The sequence below is a fragment of the Mumia sp. genome, assembly GCF_028803055.1.
Lineage (GTDB): Bacteria > Actinomycetota > Actinomycetes > Propionibacteriales > Nocardioidaceae > Mumia.
Genome location: NZ_JARBCJ010000032.1, coordinates 1 through 21,376 on the forward strand (window position 1 = coordinate 1; position 21,376 = coordinate 21,376).

Here is a 21,376-nt window from a genome sequence, read left to right on the forward strand (position 1 = left end):
AGGTCCACGAGCGTGTCCGCGATCCGGCGACGGGTCGGCGTCAGCGTCGGGAAGGACAGCGTGGAGAGATCGAGCGGGCGACCCCGCCGGGGGACGGACTTGCCTTCGGACGGCGGGAGGAGGACCAGCACCCACTGATCCTACGGAGAGGGCATCGGACCGATCGTGTCGGCCCGCGCGGGGATCGACCGCTCTCTAGGGTGGCGGCATGACCCGTGCGTACTACTCGGTCGACCCGTCCGCCGTGCCCGCCCTGGAGAGCCGCATCGACGCGGTCGCGCAGGAGCTGGGGATCGATGCGGCGTTCCCGCCCGCGGTCCTGGAGGAGGCAGCGACCTCGGCGGCCAGGGTCCAGCTCCCCGACCTCGACCGGACCGACCTGCCGCTCCTCACCATCGACCCGCCCGGGGCCCGCGACCTCGACCAGGCGATGTTCATCGAGCGTCGCGGGGAGGGGTGGACCGTGCACTACGCGATCGCCGACGTCGCCTCGTACGTCGTCCCCGGCGGTGCGGTCGACGAGGAGGCGCACCGGCGCGGCCAGACGTTGTACGCCCCGACGCGACGGATCCCGCTCCACCCTGCGGTGCTGTCCGAGGATGCTGCGAGCCTGCTTCCCGACGTCGTGCGTCCCGCCGTGCTGTGGTCGATCGACCTCGACGCCGAAGGCCGTCAGGTCGGCGTCGAGGTGACGCGCGCGCGGGTCCGCAGCACGGCCCAGCTCGACTACGACGGCGTGCAGGCCCAGGTGGCGGCAGGGTCAGGTCCGGAGACGTTGACGTTGCTGCGCGAGGTGGGGGAGCGGCGACAGGCGCTGGAGGCCGAACGGGGCGGTGTGAGCCTCCCGTTGCCCTCGCAGGAGATCGACCGCGCGGAGGACGGCTCGTGGTCCTTGACGTTCCGCGAGCCGGTGCCGGCGGAGGGGTGGAACGAGCAGATCTCGCTTCTCACCGGGATGGCGGCGGCCGGTCTCATGCTGGAGGCGGGAGTCGGGCTGGTGCGCACGCTGCCGCCCGCGGACGAGCGAGCGGTCGGGCGGTTGAAGAGGGCGGCGCGTGGGCTCGAGGTCCCGTGGCCCGAGGCGATGTCGTACCCCGACTTCGTCCGGACCCTCGACCCGGCGGACCCCCGGCACGTCGCGATGCTCGAGGCGTGCACGGGCCTGCTGCGCGGGGCGGACTACGCCGCGTTCGACGGGGCGCCGCCGGACTACGCCGAGCACAGCGCGATCGCGGCGCCGTACGCCCACGCGACGGCGCCGCTGCGGCGGCTCGCGGACCGCTACGTGAGCGAGGTGTGCCTCGCGGTCAGTGCGGGCGTGGACGTGCCCGAGTGGGTACGGGCCGGGCTTCCGAGGCTGCCCGCGGTGATGGCGGGGACCGGCCGCGTCGCCTCGTCGTTCGACCGAGCGGTGCTCGACCTGGTGGAGGCCGTCGTGCTGGCCGACGCCGTCGGACGCACGTTCACCGGCACGGTGATCGACGCCGACGACAAGGATCCGACTCGCGGGACGGCCCTCCTCGACGACCCTGCGGTCGAGGCTCCGGTCGCGGCGGACGTGCCGCTGCCCCTGGGTGAGCCCGTACGGCTGACCTTGGAGCGGGCCGACGTCGACGCGCGCTCCGTACGCTTCCGGTGGGACGGGCCGTGACAGGAACCCGTGGGCTGCCTCAGAGCCGGCCGGCGCCTTCCGCGACGAGCCACAGCCCGAAGACCGCGAACAACGCCGACGCGCCGTAGCGGATGGCCTTCTCCGGCAGCTGCTTGCCGATCCAGGCGCCGAGCAGGATCGCGAGCGCGTCGGCGGCGACCATGCCCACCGTGCTGCCGACCCACGTGCCGAACCAGTCCTCCTGCGTGGCGAGCGTGATGGTCGCGAGCATCGTCTTGTCACCGAGCTCGGCGAGGAAGAACGCCCCGCCGACGGCCCACACCGCGGACCCGCTGCTGCGGGTGGCCTTCTCCCGCTCGTCGGCGCTGAGCTCGTCGCCGCGCAGGGTCCAGGCGGCGAAGAAGAGGAACGCCAGACCGGCGGCGAGGGTGATCCACTGCTGCGCATCCGCGAACGCCTCACCGACCCAGAACCCGATGCCCACCGAGAGGAGGTGGACGACCGCGGTGGCGACCGTGATGCCGATCAGCACGTCGCGGGGTCGGTAGCGGGTGGCGAACGTCATCGCCATCAGCTGGCTCTTGTCGCCGAGCTCGGCCACGAAGATGACCGCGGTGCTCAGCAAGAACGCGTACAGCATGAGAAGGGCTCCTCGGCACCTGGTCGAGGAGCCTCGAGGGAGTCCCTTCGACCAGGCACGTCCATAGGGTCGTGTCGCTGGCCGAAAGTCTCGTCCGCGCCGCGCGAGGCGACGCCGTCCGTACCGGACCCGGAGGTCAGTGTGTCGACACGGATGTTGGGGACTACTCCCTTTCGCTCCACCCAGCGTACGGCGGGCGGGGGGATGCGGCCAGACCGGGGAGGGTGATGTCGGCTACTGTGGCTGCTGCGGATGAGTCGGCCGGGCGGCCGCGTCGTCGTCGGTCTCGCACCGAGGGCGCCGAGGAAGGTCCGGACTCCACAGAGCACGATGGTGGGTAACGCCCACCCACGGCGACGTGCGGGACAGTGCCACAGAGAGCAGACCGCCAGCGGCCTCACGCGACGCGTGAGGTGCGGGTAAGGGTGAAAGGGTGGGGTAAGAGCCCACCAGCGCCTCGGGTGACCGGGGCGGCTAGGTAAACCCCATCGGGAGCAAGACCAAGAAGGACCTTCGGGTCCGCGCAGGCGCTGACGCTGCTCGCCGAGCCTGCGGGTAGGTCGCTGGAGCGTCGTGGTGACGCGACGCCGAGAGAGATGGTCGCCGGGGCGGAGACGCCCTGACAGAATCCGGCCTACAGGCCGGCTCATCCGCCCTTAGCGACCGACGGCGCGGCCGAGGAGGCCGCGGCGATCCGCCCACCTCTCGAAGACCACGGTGAAGAACGGCGGTACGGCGGACGCCAGCGCGGCGATCGTCACCTTGAACGACCAGCCGAACGCGCGCCACGCGACGAGGCACATGAGGACGTACGCCACGAAGATGCCGCCGTGGATGGGACCGAAGATCTTGACGCCCAGCTCGGTGGTCTCGAGGACCCACTTGAAGAACATCCCGATCAGCAGGCCGGCCCAGGACACCGCCTCGGCGAAGGCGACCACGCGGAAGGCGGTCCGGGTGCGGGCGTGGGTCTGCGGGGGTGTGGCGAGTGCGGTCACGGCACCGACCGTACCTGGTGGTGCGGCAGCATCCCACGGTCCCTACGACAGTGCGTCGTAGATCACTCTGACCCCGGTCACGGCAGCGTCAGGATCTCCGCGCCCGAGTCGGTCACCAGGAGCGTGTGCTCGAACTGCGCCGTGCGCGAGCGGTCCTTGGTCGTCGCCGTCCAGCCGTCGTCCCACAGGTCCCAGTCGATGGTGCCGAGGGTGAGCATCGGCTCGATCGTGAAGGTCATCCCGGTCTTGATCACGGTGTCGTGTCCCGGGTCGTCGTAGTGCGGCACGATCAGTCCGTCGTGGAAGGCCGGACCGACGCCGTGCCCGGTGAAGTCGCGGACGACTCCGTAGCCGAAGCGCTTGGCGTAGGACTCGATGACACGGCCGACAACGTTGATGCGACGTCCGGGCTTCACCGCCCGGATGGCGCGCATGAGCGCCTCTTCCGTGCGTTCGACGAGGAGCCGCGACTCCTCGTCGACGTCGCCGACGAGGTAGGTCTTGTTGGTGTCGCCGTGCACCCCGCCGACGTAGGCGGTGATGTCGATGTTGACGATGTCGCCGTCCTCGAGCGGGCGGGCGTCGGGGATGCCGTGGCAGATCACCTCGTTGACGCTGGTGCACAGCGACTTGGGGTAGCCGCGGTAGCCGAGCGTCGAGGGGTACGCGCCGTGCTCGACGAGGAAGGCGTGGCCGACGGCGTCCAGCTCGTCGGTCGTGACACCTGGCGCGATCGCTGCCTCGACCGCGTCCAGGGCCTGGGCGGCGAGCCGGCCCGCGTAGCGCATCGCCCGGATCGTCTCGGCGCTGCGGATCTCAGGGCCCTCGTACGGCGCGGGCGCCTTGCGGCCGACGTACTCGGGCACCTCGATCGAGGCGGGGACGCTGCGACGGGGGGAGAGGGTGTGGGGGCTCAGCACGGTCACGCGTCGAGTGTAGGCGGGACCGCCGGGGCGTTCGGCGAGCCTCGTCCTGCTCGGGCAGGATGGGGGCAGGAGGTCAATGATGGCGGACGCGAAGTTCTACTACTGCATCAAGCACCACACGGTCGAGGGCGAGGAGGGCTGCAAGGCGATCGATCGCCTGGGCCCGTACTCCACCCGCGAGGAGGCCGAGCACGCGCTCGAGCTGGCGCAGGAGCGCAACGAGCGGTGGGACAACGATCCCGAGTGGAACGACGATGCTCCCGGTCCCGGGCGGTCCACCACCTGACCTCGTGACCGGGCTGCCGGTCGACGGGGTCATGATGGGATCCTGCCGACCCGAGGAGTCCCATGCCTGCGCTCCGGTCCTTCACCGACGTCAGCGCCGTCCGTCCGACCGACGACGGCTTCGCGGCTGAGGTCGACCCCGAGTGGGCGGTCGCGGACAAGCCCAACGGCGGCTACCTGCTCGCGCTGCTCGGGCGAGCAGCGGTCGCGAGCGTCGGGCACGAACACGTGATCACGTCGTCGGCACACTTCCTCCACTCGCCCGATGCCGGGCCGGTCGAGATCGAGACCGTGGTGCTGCGCAAGGGTCGCAGCGCCGACCACGTACGAGCGACGATGCGGCAGGACGGCCAGGCCTGCGTCGAGGCGGTGCTCATGGTGGGGCGACTCGCCGACGGCGCCCCTGCCCACTGGGACCGTGGTGCGCCACCCCGGCCGGCCGGCGACCGTGACGAGGGAGTGCGGGTGCCCGGCACCAGCCCGACCGGCGTACCGGTGCCGGTGATGGAGCAGGTCGACCTGCGCCTCGACCCCGCGACCCTGGGCTTCGCCGCCGGTCGTCCGAGCGGGTCGGGGGAGCTGCGCGGCTGGCTGTCGTTCCTCGACGACGCGCCGTTCGACCCGGTCTCGCTGCTCTACGCCGTCGACGCATTCCCTCCCGCGACGTTCGAGATCGAGCCGACGGGCTGGGTGCCCACGCTCGAGATGACCGTCTACGTGCGGGCGCTGCCCGCGCCGGGTCCGCTCACGATCCTGCACCGTGCCCAGACCGTCGCGGCCCAGCGGGTCGACGAGGCCACGTTCGTCTGGGACAGCACCGGACGGCTCGTCGCGCAGGCGACCCAGCTCGCGGGGATCCGACTGGGCTGACGGCCCCCCCGCGCCGGGCGCGCCCGGCGCGCGGGGGGCCGGCCTCAGAAGGTGTGCTCGTCGGGGGGGAACGCCGCGCCCTCCACGTCGGAGACGTAGGCGCGCGCGGCGTCGAGCATCGTCGTCCGCAGGTCGGCGTAGGTCTTCACGAACCGTGGCAGCCTGCCAGTGCGCAGCCCCATCATGTCCTGCCAGACCAGGACCTGGGCGTCGGTGCCGACGCCGGCTCCGATCCCGATCGTCGGGATGGTCAGACGCTGGGTGATCTCGGTCGCGACGTCACCCGGCACCATCTCCATGACCACCGCGAACGCGCCTGCCTCCTGGACCGCGAGCGCGTCGTCGATCGTCTTCTTGGCCGCGTCACCGCGTCCTTGCACGCGGTAGCCGCCGAGCGAGTGCTCCGACTGCGGGGTGAAGCCGATGTGAGCCATCACGGGGATGCCACCTTGGGTGAGTCGCCGGATCTGCGGCGCCATCTCTGCCCCGCCCTCGAGCTTGACGCTGTGGGCACGGCCCTCCTTCATGAAGCGGACGGCGGTGTCGTACGCCTGCTCCGGCGACCCTTGATAACTGCCGAAGGGCAGGTCGGCGACGACGTGTGCGTACGTCACCGAACGCGTGACACCCCGCACGAGCGGGACCAGCTCGTCGACGGAGACGGGCAGCGAGGACTCGTACCCGTAGACGTTGTTGGCGGCCGAGTCGCCGACGAGCAGGACGAGCACGCCGGCCTCGTCGAAGATCTCCGCGGCGTACTGGTCGTAGGCGGTGAGCATCGCCCACTTCTCACCGCGCTCCTTCATCTGCTGGAGCGTGTGGGTGCGGACGCGTTTGCGTGCTGCCGGCGGCGGCGTGGACGCGGTGCCGTACGGCGCGGGTTCTTCAGCGGAGGGTGGCGTTCCTGTGGGTTCGGTCATCGTCGTTCCTTCGTTCTCGCAGCTCCCGGACGGAGTCCGCGGACGCCTTCAGCCTGCCACGGGGTCAGCGGCTCGTTGCACCCCCGGACGACGACCCTGATGTGTTTTGCGTAACACGCAATTAACCGTTTGCCGTGCGCGAGAAATGGAATGCCGCCAGATTGGGCCCACACGATTTCATCGAGCGAAGAGGTGGAGCGATGAGGGAACGTCAGAGGCCCGGCAGTCGCCGGGGAGGGATGGTGGCGTCGCTCGCAGCGCTCGCCCTGACCATGGGAGCGCTCGGGCAAGGGTCCGCGGTGGCCGACGAGCCGAGCGAGTACGAGCCCGGGAGAACGACGATCGTCGAGGTCGCGCTCGACGGGCGGGCCGACCACGAGCGGCTCACGGCGCTCGGACTGGACGAGGTCGGACACCACGGAGGCGCCGGACACCGCGGTGGTGACGTGGAGGTGATGCTGCACGGCGAGTCCGACGCACGCGCGTTGCGCAAGGCCGGCTTCGGCTGGGACGTGGTGGTCGAGGACGTCGACGCCGTCAACCGCAAGGCGCGTGCCGCCGAAGCACAGGCGGCGGCGGCAGCTGCCGCCGACCCGGCCGAGCGCTCGGACCTCCCGACCGGGCGGGTGTCCTACCGGACCTTGAAGGACGTCAACGCCGAGCTGAAGGAGCTGGCGAGGCGCTACCCCCGGACGGTGTCGCTGTTCCGGCTGCCACGCCCCTCGCTGCTCGGCACGCCCGTGTACGGCGTGGAGGTCACGCACGACGTGACGGCTGACAGCGGCAAGCCCGTGTTCCTCCTCACGGGTCTGACGCACTCGCGGGAGTGGCCCACGACCGAGCTGACGATGGAGTTCCTCTGGGACCTCGTCCAGAACGACGGCGACGACGCACGCATCACGTCCTTGCTCGAGCGAGGACGTCTCGTCGCCGTGCCCGTGGTCAACCCCGACGGGTACGAGATGTCGCGCGGGCTGGTCCACGAGCAGAAGCGAAAGAACTGTCGCGTACGCGACGGTGCCGTCCCGACACGGGCCGAGTGCGCGGCAGCCGGGGCGGCCAACCTGGGCGTCGACCTGAACCGCAACTACACGGCGTTCTGGGGCGGTCCGGGGTCCGGGGCACGCGCGACCGACAGCAACTACCGCGGTGCCGCACCGGCCTCCGAGCCGGAGATCGCCAACATGATCGACCTGGTGAACTCCCACCACGTCACGCTGGCGATCAGCAACCACACTCCCGACGAGCGGGTGCTGCGGGTACCGAGTGCACCGAACGAGCCGACTCCCGCCGAGGAGGCGGTCTACCAGAAGATCGCGGAGATCCTCGGTCAGATCATGGGGTGGCCCGCCGGCCCGTGGCCTGAGATCTACTACGACGCCAGCGGCACGGCCGAGCAGACGTCCTTCTACACCAGCGGCACGTTCGCGTTCACGTTCGAGAACACACCGGGTCACCGCGACAACGACCGCTTCCACCCGCCGTACCCGTCGGTCATCGACCAGTACCTGGGGACGGGGGAGTACGAGGGGTCGACCGCACGCGAGGCGTTCCTCACGGCGTTCGGGCAGGCGAGCGACCCTGCTTATCACGCGGTGGTCTCGGGGGCGGCCAAGCCGGGCACCGAGCTGGCGCTGCGGAAGGACGTGTCCCTGACGACGTCGCCCGTGACGCTGCCCGGTGAGACGGTTCCGCTGGTTCTCCCGGTCGACGACCGCGTCGAGACGACCATGACCGTGCCGAAGGGCGGCCGCTTCACGTGGCACGTCAATCCCTCGGACCGCCCGAGCCAGGCGTTCACGGCCAACGTGAGGGAGTCGTGGAGCCTGAGCTGTCGCCGAGGCAACGGTGCCTGGAAGGACGCCGGGACGGTACGGGTGACGCGTGGCCAGGAGGTGACGCTCGACCGTACGGCGCTGCCACCGAGCTGCTGAGCGCGGAGTGCGTCGGTGCCCGGGGTGGAGAGCCCGGGCACCGGCGCACCGCCGTCAGCCCTCGGCGAGGTGCTCGCGCCAGCGGTGCGTGATCGGGACCCGACGGTCGCGGCCGAAGTTGCGACGGGTGACCTTCGGGCCCGGCGGGTACTGGCGGCGCTTGTACTCCGCGCGGTCGACCAGCGTGACGACCCGCTCGACCAGCTCCGGGTCGTAGCCCTCCGCGACGACGGCAGCCGCCGGCAGGTCGCGCTCGACGTAGGCGTCGAGGATCCCGTCGAGGACCTCGTACGGCGGCAGCGAGTCGGTGTCGAGCTGCCCGGGACGGAGCTCGGCCGAGGGCGGCTTGCTGATCGTGCTCTCGGGGATCGGCGGCTCCTCGCCGCGAGCCTCGGCGTGCGCGTTGCGCCACCGCGCGAGCTCCCACACGAGCGTCTTGCGCACGTCCTTGATCGGCGCGTAGCCGCCGACCGCGTCCCCGTAGATCGTCGAGTAGCCCGTGGCGACCTCTGACTTGTTGCCGCAGGCCAGCACGAGGTGGCCTTCCTGGTTGGAAAGACCCATCCACACCACCGCCCGCACCCGCGCCTGAAGGTTCTCCTCGGCGAGGCCGGTGAGTCCGAGGGCGTCCTGGAACGACGTCACCATCGGCGCGATGGGGACGGTGCGGAGGTTCAGGCCCGTCCTGCGTGCCAGCTCCGCGGCGTCGGAGCGCGAGTGCTCGGTCGAGTACTCGCTGGGGTTCGACACGCCGAACACCCGCTCGGGACCGAGCGCATCGACCGCGATAGCCCCGCACAGGGTCGAGTCGATCCCGCCCGACAGCCCGAGCAGCACCGAGCGGAAGCCGTTCTTGTCGACGTAGTCGCGCAGGCCCGTGACGAGCGCGCGGTAGATCTCCTCGAGGTTGCCCAGACGGGGAAGGATCGGGGAGGTCACCGGCTCGTACGGCTCGACAGGGTCGGTGGAGATCACCGTGCGCTCGATGCGCAGGCCGGCGAAGCGGGTGTCCGCGGGCGGCATCAGGCGCCGTGCCGCCGGGAGGTCGAGGTCGACGACGAGAAGCTCCTCGACGAACTGCGCGGTCCTTCCGAGCAGTGCGCCGGCCGCGTCGACGACCAGCGAGTCGCCGTCGAAGACGAGCTCGTCCTGCCCGCCGACGAGGTTCACGTATGCCAGCGCCACGTCCCCCTCGACCGCACGACGGCGGCAGAGCTCGAGCCGGACGTCGTCCTTGTCGGCCTCGTACGGCGAGCCGTTCGGGACGACCAGCAGCCCGGCGCCCGCGGCGCGCACCGCCGAGGCGATGCCGTCGCGCCAGAGGTCCTCGCAGATCAGGGTGGCCACGTCGACCCCGCGCACCTCGACGACCTGCAGCCTGTCGCCGGGGACGAAGGTGCGGAGCTCGTCGCCGACGCCGTAGTTCCAGAGGTGGATCTTGGCCTGGCGGGCGACGATCCGGCCGCCGTGCATGACCGCGACGGTGTTCTGCGGCGCGTTCTTGGGGATGCCGAGGCCCTCGGGGGCGCCGTCGGCCTGATCGAGGAAGCCCACGAACGCGACGAGGTCGCCGAGACCCTCGTCGGCCAGACGGGCGGCGAGGTCCTCGGCTGCCGCACGGGACGCCGCGACCACCGAAGCCCTCATCGCGAGGTCCTCGAGCGGGTAGCCGGTGAGCACCATCTCGGGGAGCACGACCACGTGCGCGCCGGCCTCGTGGGCGGCACGACACTGCTCGAGGACGAGGGCGGCGTTGAAGTCGAGGTCTCCCACCCGAGCGTTGACCTGGGCGAGAGCGACGCGGAGCTGAGGCACGGGTCGAGCCTAGCGGTGGCGGCCTCCCACCCCGGTTCACCCGTTCGTCATGAATCCCAGGCATGCTTACCCCATGGGTAAGCAGGAAGACTTCGTGCTGCGCGCGCTCGAGGAGCGCGACGTCCGCTTCGTACGGCTGTGGTTCACCGACGTCCTCGGGCATCTCAAGTCGGTCGCGGTCGCGCCCGCGGAGCTCGAGGGCGCCTTCGACGAAGGCATCGGTTTCGACGGATCGGCCATCGAGGGCTTCGCGCGTGTCCACGAGGCCGACATGCTCGCCAAGCCCGACCCGTCGACCTTCCAGATCCTCCCGTGGCGAGGCGAGACCCCCGCCACCGCGCGCATGTTCTGCGACATCCAGCTGCCCGACGGGAGCCCTTCGTACGCCGACCCGCGGTTCGTCCTCAAGCGGACGCTCGCGAAGGCCGCCGAGATGGGGTTCACCTTCTACACCCACCCCGAGGTCGAGTTCTTCCTGTTCAAGGGCAAGCCCGAGCCCGGCGGCATCCCGACGCCCGTGGACGACTCCGGCTACTTCGACCACACCGCTCAGGGTGGCGGACAGGACTTCCGCCGCGAGGTCATCACGATGCTCGAGGCGATGGGCATCTCCGTCGAGTACAGCCACCACGAGGGCGGGCCGGGTCAGCAGGAGATCGACCTGCGCTACGCCGACGCGCTCACCACGGCCGACAACATCATGACCTTCCGCACGGTGGTCCGTGAGGTCGCGCTCTCGCAGGGCCTGTGGGCGAGCTTCATGCCCAAGCCGTTCACCGAGCACCCCGGGTCGGGCATGCACACCCACATGAGCCTGTTCGAGGGTGACGAGAACGCCTTCTACGAGGCCGGAGCCGAATACCAGCTGTCGCGCACCGGGCGGTCGTTCATCGCCGGCATCCTCCGGCACACCTCCGAGATCACCGCGGTGACCAACCAGTGGGTCAACTCCTACAAGCGGCTCATCTTCGGCGGCGAGGCGCCGTCGTACGTGTGCTGGGGTCACAACAACCGCTCGGCCCTCATCCGCGTGCCGATGTACAAGCCGCAGAAGGGGCAGTCGGCACGCATCGAGCACCGCGCGATCGACTCCGGCTGCAACCCCTACCTCGCGTTCGCGATGGTGCTCGCCGCTGGCCTCAAGGGCATCGAGGAGGACTACGAGCTGCCGCCGGAGGCCGAGGACGACGTCTGGGCGTTGACCGAGACCGAGCGACGTGCGCTCGGCATCGCGCCGCTGCCCCGCAACCTCGACGAGGCGATCCGCGAGGCCGAGAGCAGCGAGCTGGTCGCGGAGACGTTGGGCGAGCACGTCTACGACTTCTTCCTGCGCAACAAGCGTGCGGAGTGGCACGACTACCGCACGCAGGTCACGCAGTTCGAGCTCGACCGGCTGATCACCCGGGTCTGAGGTGGCCGACGACCAGAGGCCGCAGCGGCTGCGGACGACGTCGGGGTGGTTGGCTCGGCTCGGATTCGCTGACGCCGACGGCGCCTCCCGGCTGCTCCACCAGTGCGGGGTGGGCTCCGAAGCCGTCGTCGAGCGGGTCGCCCACGGGGCGGACCCCGATCTGGCGCTGCGCCACCTCTGCGAGGTCGCGGCGGCGTACCGCGAGCTGCCGGGGGTTGACGACCCCGACCTCGTGTCGCACCTCGAGGCCGACCCCGAGCTCCTGACCCGTCTGGTCGCCGTGCTCGGCGCGAGTCGCGCACTGGGGGAGTTCCTCGTCATCCATCCGGAGGCGGTCCTCGACCTGCGGGCGACCACGATGCCGCTCGCGCCCCGGGACCAGCACGCCTTCGAGCAGGTCCTCGCCGACGTCGACGACCCGGACGCGCTGCGGGTGGCGTACAAGCGCCAGCTCCTCCAGATCGCCGCCCGTGACCTCACCCGACGCAGCCCGTACGAGACGACGTCGGCCGAGCTCGCCGATCTCGCCGGTGCGACGCTCTCGACGGCGCTCCGCCTCGCCCGGCACGAGGTCGACGACTCCGACGCGGCGCGCCTGTCCGTCGTCGCGATGGGCAAGTGCGGTGGCCGGGAGCTCAACTACGTCAGCGACGTCGACGTCATCTTCGTCCACGCGCCGGCCGACGGCGCCGACGAGCAGAAGGCGACGAAGGTCGCGACGCGGCTCGCGGCGGCACTGATCCGGATCTGCGGCGAGCACACCCGCGAGGGGACGATCTGGGAGGTCGACGCCAACCTCCGTCCCGAGGGCAAGGACGGGCCGCTCGTCCGCACGCTGTCCAGCCACGTGGCCTACTACGAGCGCTGGGCGAGCACCTGGGAGTTCCAGGCGCTGCTCAAGGCGCGGCCGGTCGCGGGCGACGCCGAGCTGGGCCAGGACTACGTCGACGCGCTCGCCCCGATGGTGTGGCAGGCGGCGACCCGGCCCAACTTCATGGCCGACACCCGCAGCATGCGGCGGCGCGTGATCGACAACATCCCGGCGCCGCAGCTCGACCGCGAGCTCAAGCTCGGGCCGGGCGGCCTCCGCGACGTCGAGTTCGCGGTGCAGCTGCTCCAGCTCGTCCACGGTCGTACCGACGAGCGGCTGCGCGTCCGCTCCACGACCGACGCGCTGCGAGCGCTCGTCGACGGCGGGTACGTCGGCCGTACCGACGGCGCGGCGATGACGGAGGCCTACACGTTCCTGCGGATGTTCGAGCACCGCATCCAGCTCGACGGGCTGCGCCGTACGCACCTGGTCCCGACCGAGGACGACACGCTGCGGATGATCGGGCGCACGCTCGCGTTCCGCAGCGACCCCGCCAAGAACCTGGTGAAGGAGTGGCAGGCGCAGCGTCGCGAGGTCCTGCGGCTGCACCACAAGCTGTTCTACCGCCCGCTCCTCGACGCCGTCGCCTCCATGCCCTCCGATGCGCTGCGGCTCACGCCGGAGGCGGCGCAGGCACGGCTCGAGGCGCTGGGATACGCCGACCCGCGCGCGGCCCTCATCCACATCAAGGCACTCACGGCGGGTGTGCGCCGTTCGGCCGCCATCCAGCGGCACCTGATGCCGGCGATGCTCGCGTGGTTCGCCGACTCACCCAACCCCGACGGTGGCCTGCTCGCGTTCCGGAAGGTCTCGGAGAGCCTCGGCGCCACCCACTGGTATCTCCGCAAGCTGCGGGACGAGGGCGCCGGTGCGGAGCAGCTCGCCAAGATGCTCGCCGGCAGCGCCTACGTCACGGACCTCATCCAGCGCGCGCCGGAGGCCGTCGCGGTGCTCGGCGACGACAGCCAGCTCGAGCCGCGCACGTACGACCGGATAGCAACCGAGACCCGCTCGGCGGTCCGGCGTCACGCGAGTGCGGACGAGGCGCTGCGCACCGTCCGCCGCGTACGCCGTCGTGAGCTGTCGCGCATCGCCATGTCGGACGTGCTCGGTCGGCTCGACATCGTCGAGGTCGGACACGCGCTGAGCGATCTGACCGCAGCCACGCTCGACGCCGCCCTGCAGATCGCGACCCGCACGGTCGAGGAGCAGCGTGGAGCACCGGTGGGCACCCGCATCGCCGTCGTCCTCATGGGGCGCCTCGGCGGTCGCGAGTCGGCGTACGGCTCCGACGCCGACGTGATGTTCGTCCACGACCCGTTGCCGGACACGGACGAGTCGGCCGCCACCCAGGCGGCGAGCGCCGTCGCCACCGAGCTGCGCCGCATGGTCGGCACGGCAGGCCCCGATCCGGCGCTCGAGGTCGATGCCGACCTCCGTCCCGAGGGTCGGTCCGGTCCGCTGGTGCGCACGCTCGCGTCGTACCGCGCCTACTACGCTCGCTGGTCCATGGTCTGGGAGGCGCAGGCGCTGCTCCGCGCTGCGCCGGTCGTGGGCGATCCGGACCTCTGCGCGGCCTTCCGCGAGATGGTCGACCCGCTGCGCTGGCCGGAGGCAGGGGTCTCGGATGACGACGTCCGCGAGATTCGTCGGATCAAGGCGCGTGTCGACTCCGAGCGGCTGCCGCGCGGCGCCGACCCCGCCACGCACCTCAAGCTCGGCCGCGGAGGCATCGCCGACGTCGAGTGGACGGTCCAGCTCCTGCAGATGCAGCACGCCTCCACGGTCGAGGGCCTGCGGACGACCGAGACGCTGCCGGCGCTGCACGCGGCCGCCGAGGCCGGTCTGCTCGCGTCGGAGGAGGCAGCGGTGCTGGAGGAGGCGTGGCGGTTGGTGAGCCGCATCCGCAACGCCTACGTGCTGCTGCGCAACCGGCCGGTCGCATCGCTGCCCGAGAACGCCAACGACCGCGCCGGCGTGGCCTGGCTGCTCGGCTACGGCATCGACGGCGGCGAGCACATGGTCGACGACTACCTGCGCGCGACGCGACGGGCACGTCACGTCGTGGAGCACGTGTTCTGGGGCTGAGGAACGACCTCGGCTGAGACTTTGCGTATCGACATCCGGCCCGTCTCGCAGCGGTGATGTCGATGCGTAACGTCTCAGTACTCGTCGTGGGCAACCGGAGCGGGGGTCCGGCCAACCCATCGGTGCTGCTTCTTATCCAGCGGTCCTCTCTCCGGTGAGCAGCGCTGCTCGCTCACCAGTCGTCAGGCCACCCCAGACGCCGTACGGCTCCTTCACCTTCAACGCGTGCTGCAAACACTCACCGCGTACTGGGCAACGTGCACAGTAGGTCTTGGCGAGGTGCTCACGAGCGTGCCGACGTGGGCCGCGCTCGGACTCGGGAGAGAAGAACGTCTCAGGGTCAGCCTCTCGGCATGCCCCTTCGTACTGCCACTCGTAAGCCTCCATCAGAGGCATGGGTAGGCGGGCAATGCTTGCCATGTTGGTACCCCCTATGAATCAACGCGGCATGCAACCGATTCAGAACTTATCCAAATCTGATTCATCGCACAAGGTCCTGCCGGCCGCGGTTTTCTGCGGGTGACTCCCTCACGCGGGATACTCTGGGATCGGTATGAGTGCAGGGGGCGCCGACCGGTTACGGAGAGGGTCCTCGAAGCACGACACCCGGTTCGACCGGGGGTGGAGACGCGCATGAGTGATGGTTCAGAGTTCCTGTGGGGCGTGGGAGCGGTCGCGGAGCACATCGGGATCGCGACCCCGACGCTGCGCACGTGGGAGCGCCGCTACGGGATCGGGCCCAGCCGCCGCACCGAGGGCGGGCACCGGCGATACAGCGAGATCGACATCCGCCGGGTCCAGCTGATGAACCGCATGGTCAGCAGCGGCGTCTCCGCGGAGTCGGCGGCCAAGGTTGCCCTGTCGCTCGACGCCGGCGGGCTGGCCGCCGCCCTCGCCTCGGACGACGTCCTCTCGACGTCACCCGACGACATGATCGCCACTCCCGTCGAGTCGGTCGAGCGGATCGTCGTCGCCGCTGCCGCGATGGACGTCGTCGGCGTCACCTCGGTGCTCGCCACCACGTTGCACGAGTGGGGCGCCCTCGGAGCGTGGACGAACGTGCTCTCTCCAGCACTCGACCACGTCACCGAGCGGGTCGAGAAGGGTGAGCTCGGCATCGAGGTCGCCTCCGTCCTCCGTGAGCGGGTCGAGGCGGAGCTCAGATCGGCCGCGCGTGCGTTCGCGCCGAGGTTCGTCGGAACCCACCCGGTGGTCCTCGCCGCACTCGACGGCCGAGCGGAATCGCTGGCCGTGCTCGCGCTCGAGGCGGCGCTGGCGGGCAAGGGGATCGCCGCCGTCTCGCTGGGATTCGGGGTGCCGTGCGAGGCCCTCGTCGGCCTGCTGCGCCAGATCACGCCCACCGCGGTCTATCTGTGGTCCACCTCGGAGGACGGGGCGCGTGACACCGTCCTCGCCGCCATGAAGGCGGGGACGCCCACGACGATCCTGCTCGGCGGCGGGGGTTGGAGCACCATCGCCGCCGACGTCGCCGAGATCGCGCGCGACGGTGTGGAGGTGGAGGTGGCGTCCGACCTTCCGGCCGCGGCCGATCTGCTCGTCGGACGGGTGCAGGCCGCGCCCACCACGCGCTGAGACGACACGATCAGACGTCGGTCAGGTCCGTCATCGGGTCGCCGAAGCGCTCGAGGCGCTCGGCCATCTCGGTGAAGAGCACCTGCCGCACCGCCGACGGGTCGTCGAGCTCGTCCCAGGTCCGTGGCGCTGCCACCCAGGGCCGCGACCTGCCGCGGAGCGAGTACGGCGTGATGGTGGTCTTCGCGCGGACGTTCTGGCTCCAGTCGAGGAAGACCTTGCCGTGGCGGTCCGCGCGCCTCATCACCGAGAGGACGCGATCCGGGTGCTCGCCCGACAGCTCGTCGGCGATGCCGCGGGCGTACTCGCGCAGGGCGTCGGGTGAGGAGTCGCGTCCGTGGGACGCGTACAGGTGCACGCCCTTGCTGCCGCTCGTGACGGGGACGGTGCGCCAGCCGTCGGCCTCGAGCCGCTCACGAACCAGGTGGCCGACCTCCACCGCCTCCGCCAGCCCGGCGGGCTCGCCGGGATCGAGGTCGATCACGAGCCTGTCGGCGTCACGGACCCCGCCCCGTGGACCGACCGTCCACTGCGGGGTGTGCAGCTCGAGCGCGGCGAGGTTCGCCAGCCACACGAGGTCGGAGGGATGCTCGACCACGGGGAAGATCAGCGAGTCGCGACCCCTCGAGCTCCCGGGTGTCGCGACCTCGACGGTGCGCACCCAGTCCGGGGTGCCTCGCGGGACGTTCTTCTCGAAAAACGGCTCCTTCGCCACGCCGTCGGGCCACCGTTTGCGCGTACAGGGGCGATCGGCGAGCTGGCCGAGGAGCGGGTCGGCGACCGACAGCACGTACTGGATCACGTCGAACTTCGTCGTCCCCTCCTCGGGATAGAGCACCTTGTCGAGGTTGCTGACCTTGAGGGTCCGACCGTCTACGTCCAGAGTGCTCGACGCCATGCCCCACTCTGGCACGCCGGGGTGCGGCAAGCACGGCACCAGAGGACCTCGCGAGGTCTACTGTCGAGCCGAGAAAGAGGTGGTTGCCATGTCCGACGAGTGGGTCGAGCTCCGCGTGCACGGGGTCAGCGGGACGCCCGCCGGTTCGATGCTGGACCGGCCGTACGTCCGTCAGGTCGGCGGCGACGACGAGTCCCGCTACTTCCGTTCGGTCGACGCCGCGGGCGGCGAGCTGCCGGGCACCGCCGGGCAGACGCTGGAGGCGTATCACTGGGGGCGACTCACCTCCGGGAGCAGGGTCAAGGCGCTGTGGCTCGTCCTGCTGCCGTTCGGCATGGTCAACGCGGCCCACTACATGCTTCCGCCGATCACCGGCGGTCGCCTCCCGCGAGCGCTCCATGCGGTGTGCGACGCCCTGCTCCGGCTGGTCGCCGTGCTCCTCACGTCGATGTTCGCCTTCGCCGCCGGTCTGGTGATCATCGACCTCATCGCCTGGCGCTGGGCCCCGAACGTGCGCTTCCTCCGGTCGCTCGACCCGAGCGTCGTCCTCGGGACCGCGGTCATCCTCACCGCACTCGTGGTCTTCGTGATCGCGTACCTCGGCAAGGGCTACCGCACGGGCCGTCCCCGCAGGCTCTGGGACCGCCTGGCGGCTCGGCGGACCGGCGCCGCGCCGCCGGAGATCGAGACGTTCGAGCCGCCGAAGGAGCGCTCGGTCACGCCGTTGGCCCAGGAGTCGTTCTACTCCGGCGACACCCGCACCCCCACGCTGCGAGACCTCCACCTCGCCGCCGCCCTGCTCGTCGTGGCGGCGATGGGGGTGTGGGCGGGGCACCCGTTCGCGTGGGAGCACGACATGGTCTCGATCCAGCTCGCACTGTGCGGCTGGATCGCCGTGGTCGCCGTGGTCACACTGCTGGGCGACCCGGAGAAGGGCACCCGTGACCACCTGCCGTCCGGACACACGACCTGGCGGCAGGTGTGGAAGCAGACGACCGCCGTGCTCGGCCTGCTCGCGCTCGCCGGCAGCGTCGCCCTGCTGGTCTCCGCCCTCGTCGGCCTGCGCGGTGTCAGCCGGACCGAGTGGACGATGGTCCGGGACCGTCCCGAGTCCTTCGACATCATCGCCAACTGGCTGCTCGTGATCGGTGTCGCAGCGCTGCTCGCGCTCTTCGTCGTCAACCTCGCGCTCGTCCTCGCCCAGCGTTCACAGCGGGCGGACGACGGCAGCCCGGCCCGCTACTTCACCCCGTACGCGTGGGGGATGGGCGCCGCGTTGTTCACCGCCGTCGGGACCTTCATCGGCGTCGGGTTCTCCGCTGCCGTCGCCACCGGGATCTCGTCCGTGCTCAATCTCTCGACCCCGGTCGAGGGGTCGTCCGACGCCGCCTCGGTGACGGTCGGCACGACGCCGATGCTCGACCGCGTCGCGTACGCGTGGGGGCTCAACGTGGTCATCCTCGTGATGATCGCGGTCGCCGTCGTGGTGTGGCGCATGCGTCGACGCCGGCGCACCGGAGAACGGGTCACGGCCATGTACACCGACGGCGGGTCGCTCCTGGTCCCTGCTCGCTGGGTCAGCCGCGTGCGCTTCGCGGTGCAGAAGGCGCGCGTCAAGAACGCGATCGGCGCGATCTGCCTCGCGTTCGCCGGCGCCGGCATGGTCCTCGCCGTGGTGCTCGCCGTCGAGCTCGTCCCTTGCATCAACTCACGTGACCCCAGCACGTGCGGCAACGCTCCGGGGTGGCTCGACGTCCTCAGCCAGCCCAAGTACGTCGTCGGCGCGGACGGGGTCGCCAAGTCGAACGTCGTCGCGCTGTTCGGGGCGTGGCTGCTCATCACAGCCGCCGGGTGGCTGCTGCTCCAGAGCCGCAAGGCCGTCGCTCAGGAAGGCAAGCGGCGCGGCCTCAACGTCGTCTGGGACGTGCTGGCCTTCTGGCCCCACGCTGTGCACCCCTTCTCTCCGCGTGCCTACTCCAAGCGGTGCGTCGAGGACCTGCGCGAGCGGATCCGGTGGCACCTCGCGCGGCTCCCTGACGACGGCACCCGACGCGTCGTGGTCTGCGGGCACAGCCAGGGCAGCCTCATCAGCTTCGCCACGATGATGCTGCTCGACGAGCACGAACGCGACCGCGTCGGCCTGGTCACCTTCGGCTCGCAGCTCCGGGTGATCTTCCCGAAGGCGTTCCCTGCCTACGTCAACTTCGCCGCGATCAACCAGCTCTACCGCGAGCTCAACGGCGCGTGGGTCAACCTCTACCGGACCACCGACGAGCTGGCGGGACCGGTGCTCTCGTGGGGGCACCAGGTCGACACCGCCGACTCACGGGCACGGTCCCACCACTTCCCGGACGCGTTCGGCGGCGAGCAGGACGACGAGTACACCAGCCCGTACCGCACCCGTCGGTGCGGCGCGGACTGGCGGCTCGCCGACCCGATCGCGTACGACCAGCGCCTCCAGGACGGGCCGGTGGCCGAGATCTACGGACACTCCTGGTACGCGCGCAACCCCGACTGGGAGGAGAGCCTGACGACTGTCCGCGGCGTCCTGCCGCCGGACCGTGCCGCGATGGCCGCAGCGGCCGAGAGGCTCGCCCGCAGCGAGGGGACCGCACCGCACACGGACGCGGTCGCTCCCCCCGCTGTCCCTCCCGCCGGCGGGAAGGACGGAGAGGATCTGGTCGGCGTCGACGGCTAGATGCTCGACTGAGCGGGGCCGCCGTCACGCCCTCATGGTGTCCCCACCGGTGAGAGGGCGGCAGGAGCCAGGTCGCCGTCCCCATCGCCGGTCGACTCCGACCTGCTCTTTCGCTCGGGCCGATACTTCGGGCCCAACGGGGCGGGTGGCCGGACGTGCTTCCGGTTCAGCCACCGGTCGACGACGAGCACGTTGAGCAGCAGCCCGACCGCGCCCCAGATGCCCAGGACGAGCAGGTCGCGTCCGATCCCGGTCGCGTCGAGATAGGTCATCGACCGGACGACGTCGACCGCGGCCGGGAGCGGCAGGATCTCCGCGAGAGGCCGGAAGAGCTCAGGAACCATGTAGAGCGACAAGCCACCCCCCGAGGCGGGCACACCGGCGAGCATCACCACGATCATCACCGGGATCAGACCGAACAGACCGAGCGTCCGGGTGAGCACGGCGCTGGCCCACGCGACCGCGAACACGGTCAACGAGCCGTAGCCGATCATCTCGAAGGCGTGCCCGTCGACCGCGCCGATGAGCACGTCGAAGAGGAACCACAGCCAGACCGAGATGCCGACCGACCAGCCCGCGACGAGCGGGAGGAGCTGCCGGGTCCGGGTCAGGTCGGGCGCGCCTCCGCGCATGACGGCGAAGAAGAGGAAGCCAGCCATGATCCATGCCATGCCGGCGTACAGGCTGTTGCTGCCGTTGACGTCGTCGTCCGTGAGCGGTGCGGCGTCCTCGAGGGCGAGCTCGCTGCCGCTCGCCGCGGCGATCGGCGTGAACATCTGGGTGACGGCGGTCTGCGGGCTGGCGCCGGCGCCACCGGCGGTAACGAGCGTGGGGCTCGTGCCGGCTGCCTCGGGCAGCACGTACGCGGCCACGATCTCCTGGCTGCGGATGAGGTCGTCGGCCTCCTCCCGGGACTCGACGACGCTGAGGTCGAGGTACTCGCCGAGGTCGGGTTCGAGTGCGGCGACGAGCGGCTCGGCCTGGGCGGCCGGTGCCACCACCGCTACCGGCATGTCGCTCACGTCCGGCTCGTGCATCGAGAAGCTCATGAGCGTCACGACCGTCACGACGATCGTCAGGGGGAACATCATGGCTGCGACGAGCCGGGTTCGGTAGCGCGCAACGGGTCCGCCCGGCAGGGCCGGGAGCGGCGCGTCCGGGGCCGTGTAGAGCGGGCCGGCGATGATGAGATCACCGGACCGACGTTCCTTGAGCGCTGCGAGCACGAGCGCGACGACCAGCCACACGCCGAGGGTGGTGACGTGCTCGCCGACACCGTCGCCGTCGAAGTAGAGGACCGATCGCAGCGCCTCACCCGCGGCCGGTAGTGGCAGCACGCCGTGCAGCCACTGGAACATCCCTGGCATCGAGTGGACCGACATGGCGAGGTTGGACGCCGGGACACCGAAGACGACCCAGAGCAGCATGCCCAGCAGGACGGCGAACGGGCCCAGCACTTTGGTGAACAGCAGCTGCGTGATGCCGACGGCGGTGACCGCCAGCGTCCCGATCCCGAGGAACAGTGGGTAGTGGCCATCGAGGGCGCCGACGATCGGGCCGAGGATCAACCAGATCAGGGAGCTGGTGAACGCGCCCCAGCCGACCGCGAGGGGGAGGAACCGCCGCAGGCGCAGCAGGTTCGGCAGACCGGACAGGAGCGTGCTCAGCGGAACGTACCCCGCGAGCATCATGCCCATGGCGGCGAAGAGCACCAGCGTGCCGGACCCGTCGCCGTCGGTGAGTGGTTCGACGTCGACCGTGTCGACCTGCCAACCCGCGGCGGCAGCCGCGGGCGTCAGTGCCTTGTCGACGAGCGT

16 protein-coding genes and 1 other RNA gene are annotated in these 21,376 nt (G+C 70.8%); 9 read left to right on the plus strand and 8 right to left on the minus strand.

The features are described from left to right. The first annotated feature begins 208 nt into the window (after positions 1–208). Complete coding sequence (locus tag PV363_RS05220) at positions 209–1,651, plus strand: RNB domain-containing ribonuclease (protein WP_220346638.1); 1,443 nt, start codon at positions 209–211, stop codon at positions 1,649–1,651. A 19-nt stretch (positions 1,652–1,670) separates the two neighbouring features. Here the strand turns inward: PV363_RS05220 and PV363_RS05225 are convergent, their stop codons facing one another. Further along, entirely contained in the window at positions 1,671–2,252 is a 582-nt protein-coding gene (locus PV363_RS05225) for a TMEM165/GDT1 family protein (protein ID WP_220344275.1), read from the minus strand. A 253-nt stretch (positions 2,253–2,505) separates the two neighbouring features. Between PV363_RS05225 and rnpB the strand changes: the two genes are divergently transcribed. Continuing rightward, an RNA gene (gene rnpB, locus PV363_RS05230) (RNase P RNA component class A) lies at positions 2,506–2,905 on the plus strand. Positions 2,906–2,908: 3 nt separating this feature from the next. Here the strand turns inward: rnpB and PV363_RS05235 are convergent. Both PV363_RS05235 and map read right to left on the minus strand, forming a co-directional pair. Further along, positions 2,909–3,250 (minus strand): DUF3817 domain-containing protein, encoded by a 342-nt coding sequence (locus PV363_RS05235; RefSeq protein WP_220344276.1) that lies wholly within the window; start codon positions 3,248–3,250, stop codon positions 2,909–2,911. A 77-nt stretch (positions 3,251–3,327) separates the two neighbouring features. Continuing rightward, complete coding sequence (gene map, locus PV363_RS05240; protein ID WP_220344277.1) at positions 3,328–4,176, minus strand: type I methionyl aminopeptidase; 849 nt, start codon at positions 4,174–4,176, stop codon at positions 3,328–3,330. 79 nt (positions 4,177–4,255) lie between these two features. On the opposite strand from map, the gene PV363_RS05245 reads away from it, so the two are divergent. Together PV363_RS05245 and PV363_RS05250 are read left to right on the plus strand one after the other, a co-directional pair. Next, positions 4,256–4,462 (plus strand): hypothetical protein, encoded by a 207-nt coding sequence (locus PV363_RS05245; protein WP_220344278.1) that lies wholly within the window; start codon positions 4,256–4,258, stop codon positions 4,460–4,462. Positions 4,463–4,524: 62 nt separating this feature from the next. Further along, positions 4,525–5,331, plus strand: a complete 807-nt coding sequence (locus PV363_RS05250; protein WP_301021818.1) for a thioesterase family protein — start codon at positions 4,525–4,527, stop codon at positions 5,329–5,331. Between the two features lie 44 nt (positions 5,332–5,375). On the opposite strand, the gene panB is transcribed toward PV363_RS05250, so the two are convergent. After that, positions 5,376–6,251 (minus strand): 3-methyl-2-oxobutanoate hydroxymethyltransferase, encoded by an 876-nt coding sequence (panB, locus tag PV363_RS05255; protein ID WP_301021819.1) that lies wholly within the window; start codon positions 6,249–6,251, stop codon positions 5,376–5,378. Positions 6,252–6,451: 200 nt separating this feature from the next. On the opposite strand from panB, the gene PV363_RS05260 reads away from it, so the two are divergent. Then, on the plus strand, positions 6,452–8,185 hold the full coding sequence (locus tag PV363_RS05260) for a M14 family zinc carboxypeptidase (protein ID WP_220344281.1): 1,734 nt from the start codon (positions 6,452–6,454) through the stop codon (positions 8,183–8,185). Positions 8,186–8,239: 54 nt separating this feature from the next. Here the strand turns inward: PV363_RS05260 and PV363_RS05265 are convergent, their stop codons facing one another. Further along, complete coding sequence (locus PV363_RS05265; protein ID WP_220346643.1) at positions 8,240–10,000, minus strand: NAD+ synthase; 1,761 nt, start codon at positions 9,998–10,000, stop codon at positions 8,240–8,242. Positions 10,001–10,073: 73 nt separating this feature from the next. Here PV363_RS05265 and PV363_RS05270 point away from each other — a divergent pair, with 73 nt between their 5' ends. Together PV363_RS05270 and PV363_RS05275 are read left to right on the plus strand one after the other, a co-directional pair. Beyond that, positions 10,074–11,411, plus strand: a complete 1,338-nt coding sequence (locus tag PV363_RS05270) for a glutamine synthetase family protein (RefSeq protein WP_220344283.1) — start codon at positions 10,074–10,076, stop codon at positions 11,409–11,411. Position 11,412: 1 nt separating this feature from the next. Continuing rightward, positions 11,413–14,370, plus strand: coding sequence for a bifunctional [glutamine synthetase] adenylyltransferase/[glutamine synthetase]-adenylyl-L-tyrosine phosphorylase (locus tag PV363_RS05275; protein ID WP_301021820.1), 2,958 nt, complete (start codon positions 11,413–11,415; stop codon positions 14,368–14,370). Between the two features lie 132 nt (positions 14,371–14,502). Here the strand turns inward: PV363_RS05275 and PV363_RS05280 are convergent, their stop codons facing one another. Continuing rightward, positions 14,503–14,790: a WhiB family transcriptional regulator gene (locus tag PV363_RS05280; protein WP_220344284.1), complete on the minus strand. Its 288-nt coding sequence runs from the start codon at positions 14,788–14,790 to the stop codon at positions 14,503–14,505. Positions 14,791–15,003: 213 nt separating this feature from the next. On the opposite strand from PV363_RS05280, the gene PV363_RS05285 reads away from it, so the two are divergent. Further along, positions 15,004–15,963: a MerR family transcriptional regulator gene (locus tag PV363_RS05285; RefSeq protein WP_220346644.1), complete on the plus strand. Its 960-nt coding sequence runs from the start codon at positions 15,004–15,006 to the stop codon at positions 15,961–15,963. Between the two features lie 10 nt (positions 15,964–15,973). On the opposite strand, the gene ligD is transcribed toward PV363_RS05285, so the two are convergent. Then, the gene (gene ligD, locus PV363_RS05290; RefSeq protein ID WP_220344286.1) at positions 15,974–16,861 is read right to left on the minus strand and encodes a non-homologous end-joining DNA ligase; all 888 of its coding nucleotides are present in this window, start codon (positions 16,859–16,861) and stop codon (positions 15,974–15,976) included. Between the two features lie 88 nt (positions 16,862–16,949). Here ligD and PV363_RS05295 point away from each other — a divergent pair, with 88 nt between their 5' ends. Beyond that, on the plus strand, positions 16,950–19,559 hold the full coding sequence (locus tag PV363_RS05295) for a hypothetical protein (protein ID WP_220365819.1): 2,610 nt from the start codon (positions 16,950–16,952) through the stop codon (positions 19,557–19,559). A 32-nt stretch (positions 19,560–19,591) separates the two neighbouring features. Here PV363_RS05295 and PV363_RS05300 read toward each other — a convergent pair. After that, on the minus strand, positions 19,592–21,376 hold a 1,785-nt coding region (locus tag PV363_RS05300; RefSeq protein ID WP_301021821.1), incomplete at its 5' end, for a hypothetical protein.

Excerpts from the sequence above, each read along its gene's own strand:
- PV363_RS05220 (WP_220346638.1), top strand. The coding sequence starts at position 209 with ATGACCCGTGCGTACTACTCGGTCGACCCGTCCGCCGTGCCCGCCCTG.
- PV363_RS05225 (WP_220344275.1), bottom strand. The coding sequence starts at position 2,252 with ATGCTGTACGCGTTCTTGCTGAGCACCGCGGTCATCTTCGTGGCCGAG.
- PV363_RS05245 (WP_220344278.1), top strand. The coding sequence starts at position 4,256 with ATGGCGGACGCGAAGTTCTACTACTGCATCAAGCACCACACGGTCGAG.
- PV363_RS05250 (WP_301021818.1), top strand. The coding sequence starts at position 4,525 with ATGCCTGCGCTCCGGTCCTTCACCGACGTCAGCGCCGTCCGTCCGACC.
- panB (WP_301021819.1), bottom strand. The coding sequence starts at position 6,251 with ATGACCGAACCCACAGGAACGCCACCCTCCGCTGAAGAACCCGCGCCG.
- PV363_RS05260 (WP_220344281.1), top strand. The coding sequence starts at position 6,452 with ATGAGGGAACGTCAGAGGCCCGGCAGTCGCCGGGGAGGGATGGTGGCG.
- PV363_RS05270 (WP_220344283.1), top strand. The coding sequence starts at position 10,074 with ATGGGTAAGCAGGAAGACTTCGTGCTGCGCGCGCTCGAGGAGCGCGAC.
- PV363_RS05280 (WP_220344284.1), bottom strand. The coding sequence starts at position 14,790 with ATGGCAAGCATTGCCCGCCTACCCATGCCTCTGATGGAGGCTTACGAG.
- PV363_RS05285 (WP_220346644.1), top strand. The coding sequence starts at position 15,004 with ATGAGTGATGGTTCAGAGTTCCTGTGGGGCGTGGGAGCGGTCGCGGAG.
- ligD (WP_220344286.1), bottom strand. The coding sequence starts at position 16,861 with ATGGCGTCGAGCACTCTGGACGTAGACGGTCGGACCCTCAAGGTCAGC.
- PV363_RS05295 (WP_220365819.1), top strand. The coding sequence starts at position 16,950 with ATGTCCGACGAGTGGGTCGAGCTCCGCGTGCACGGGGTCAGCGGGACG.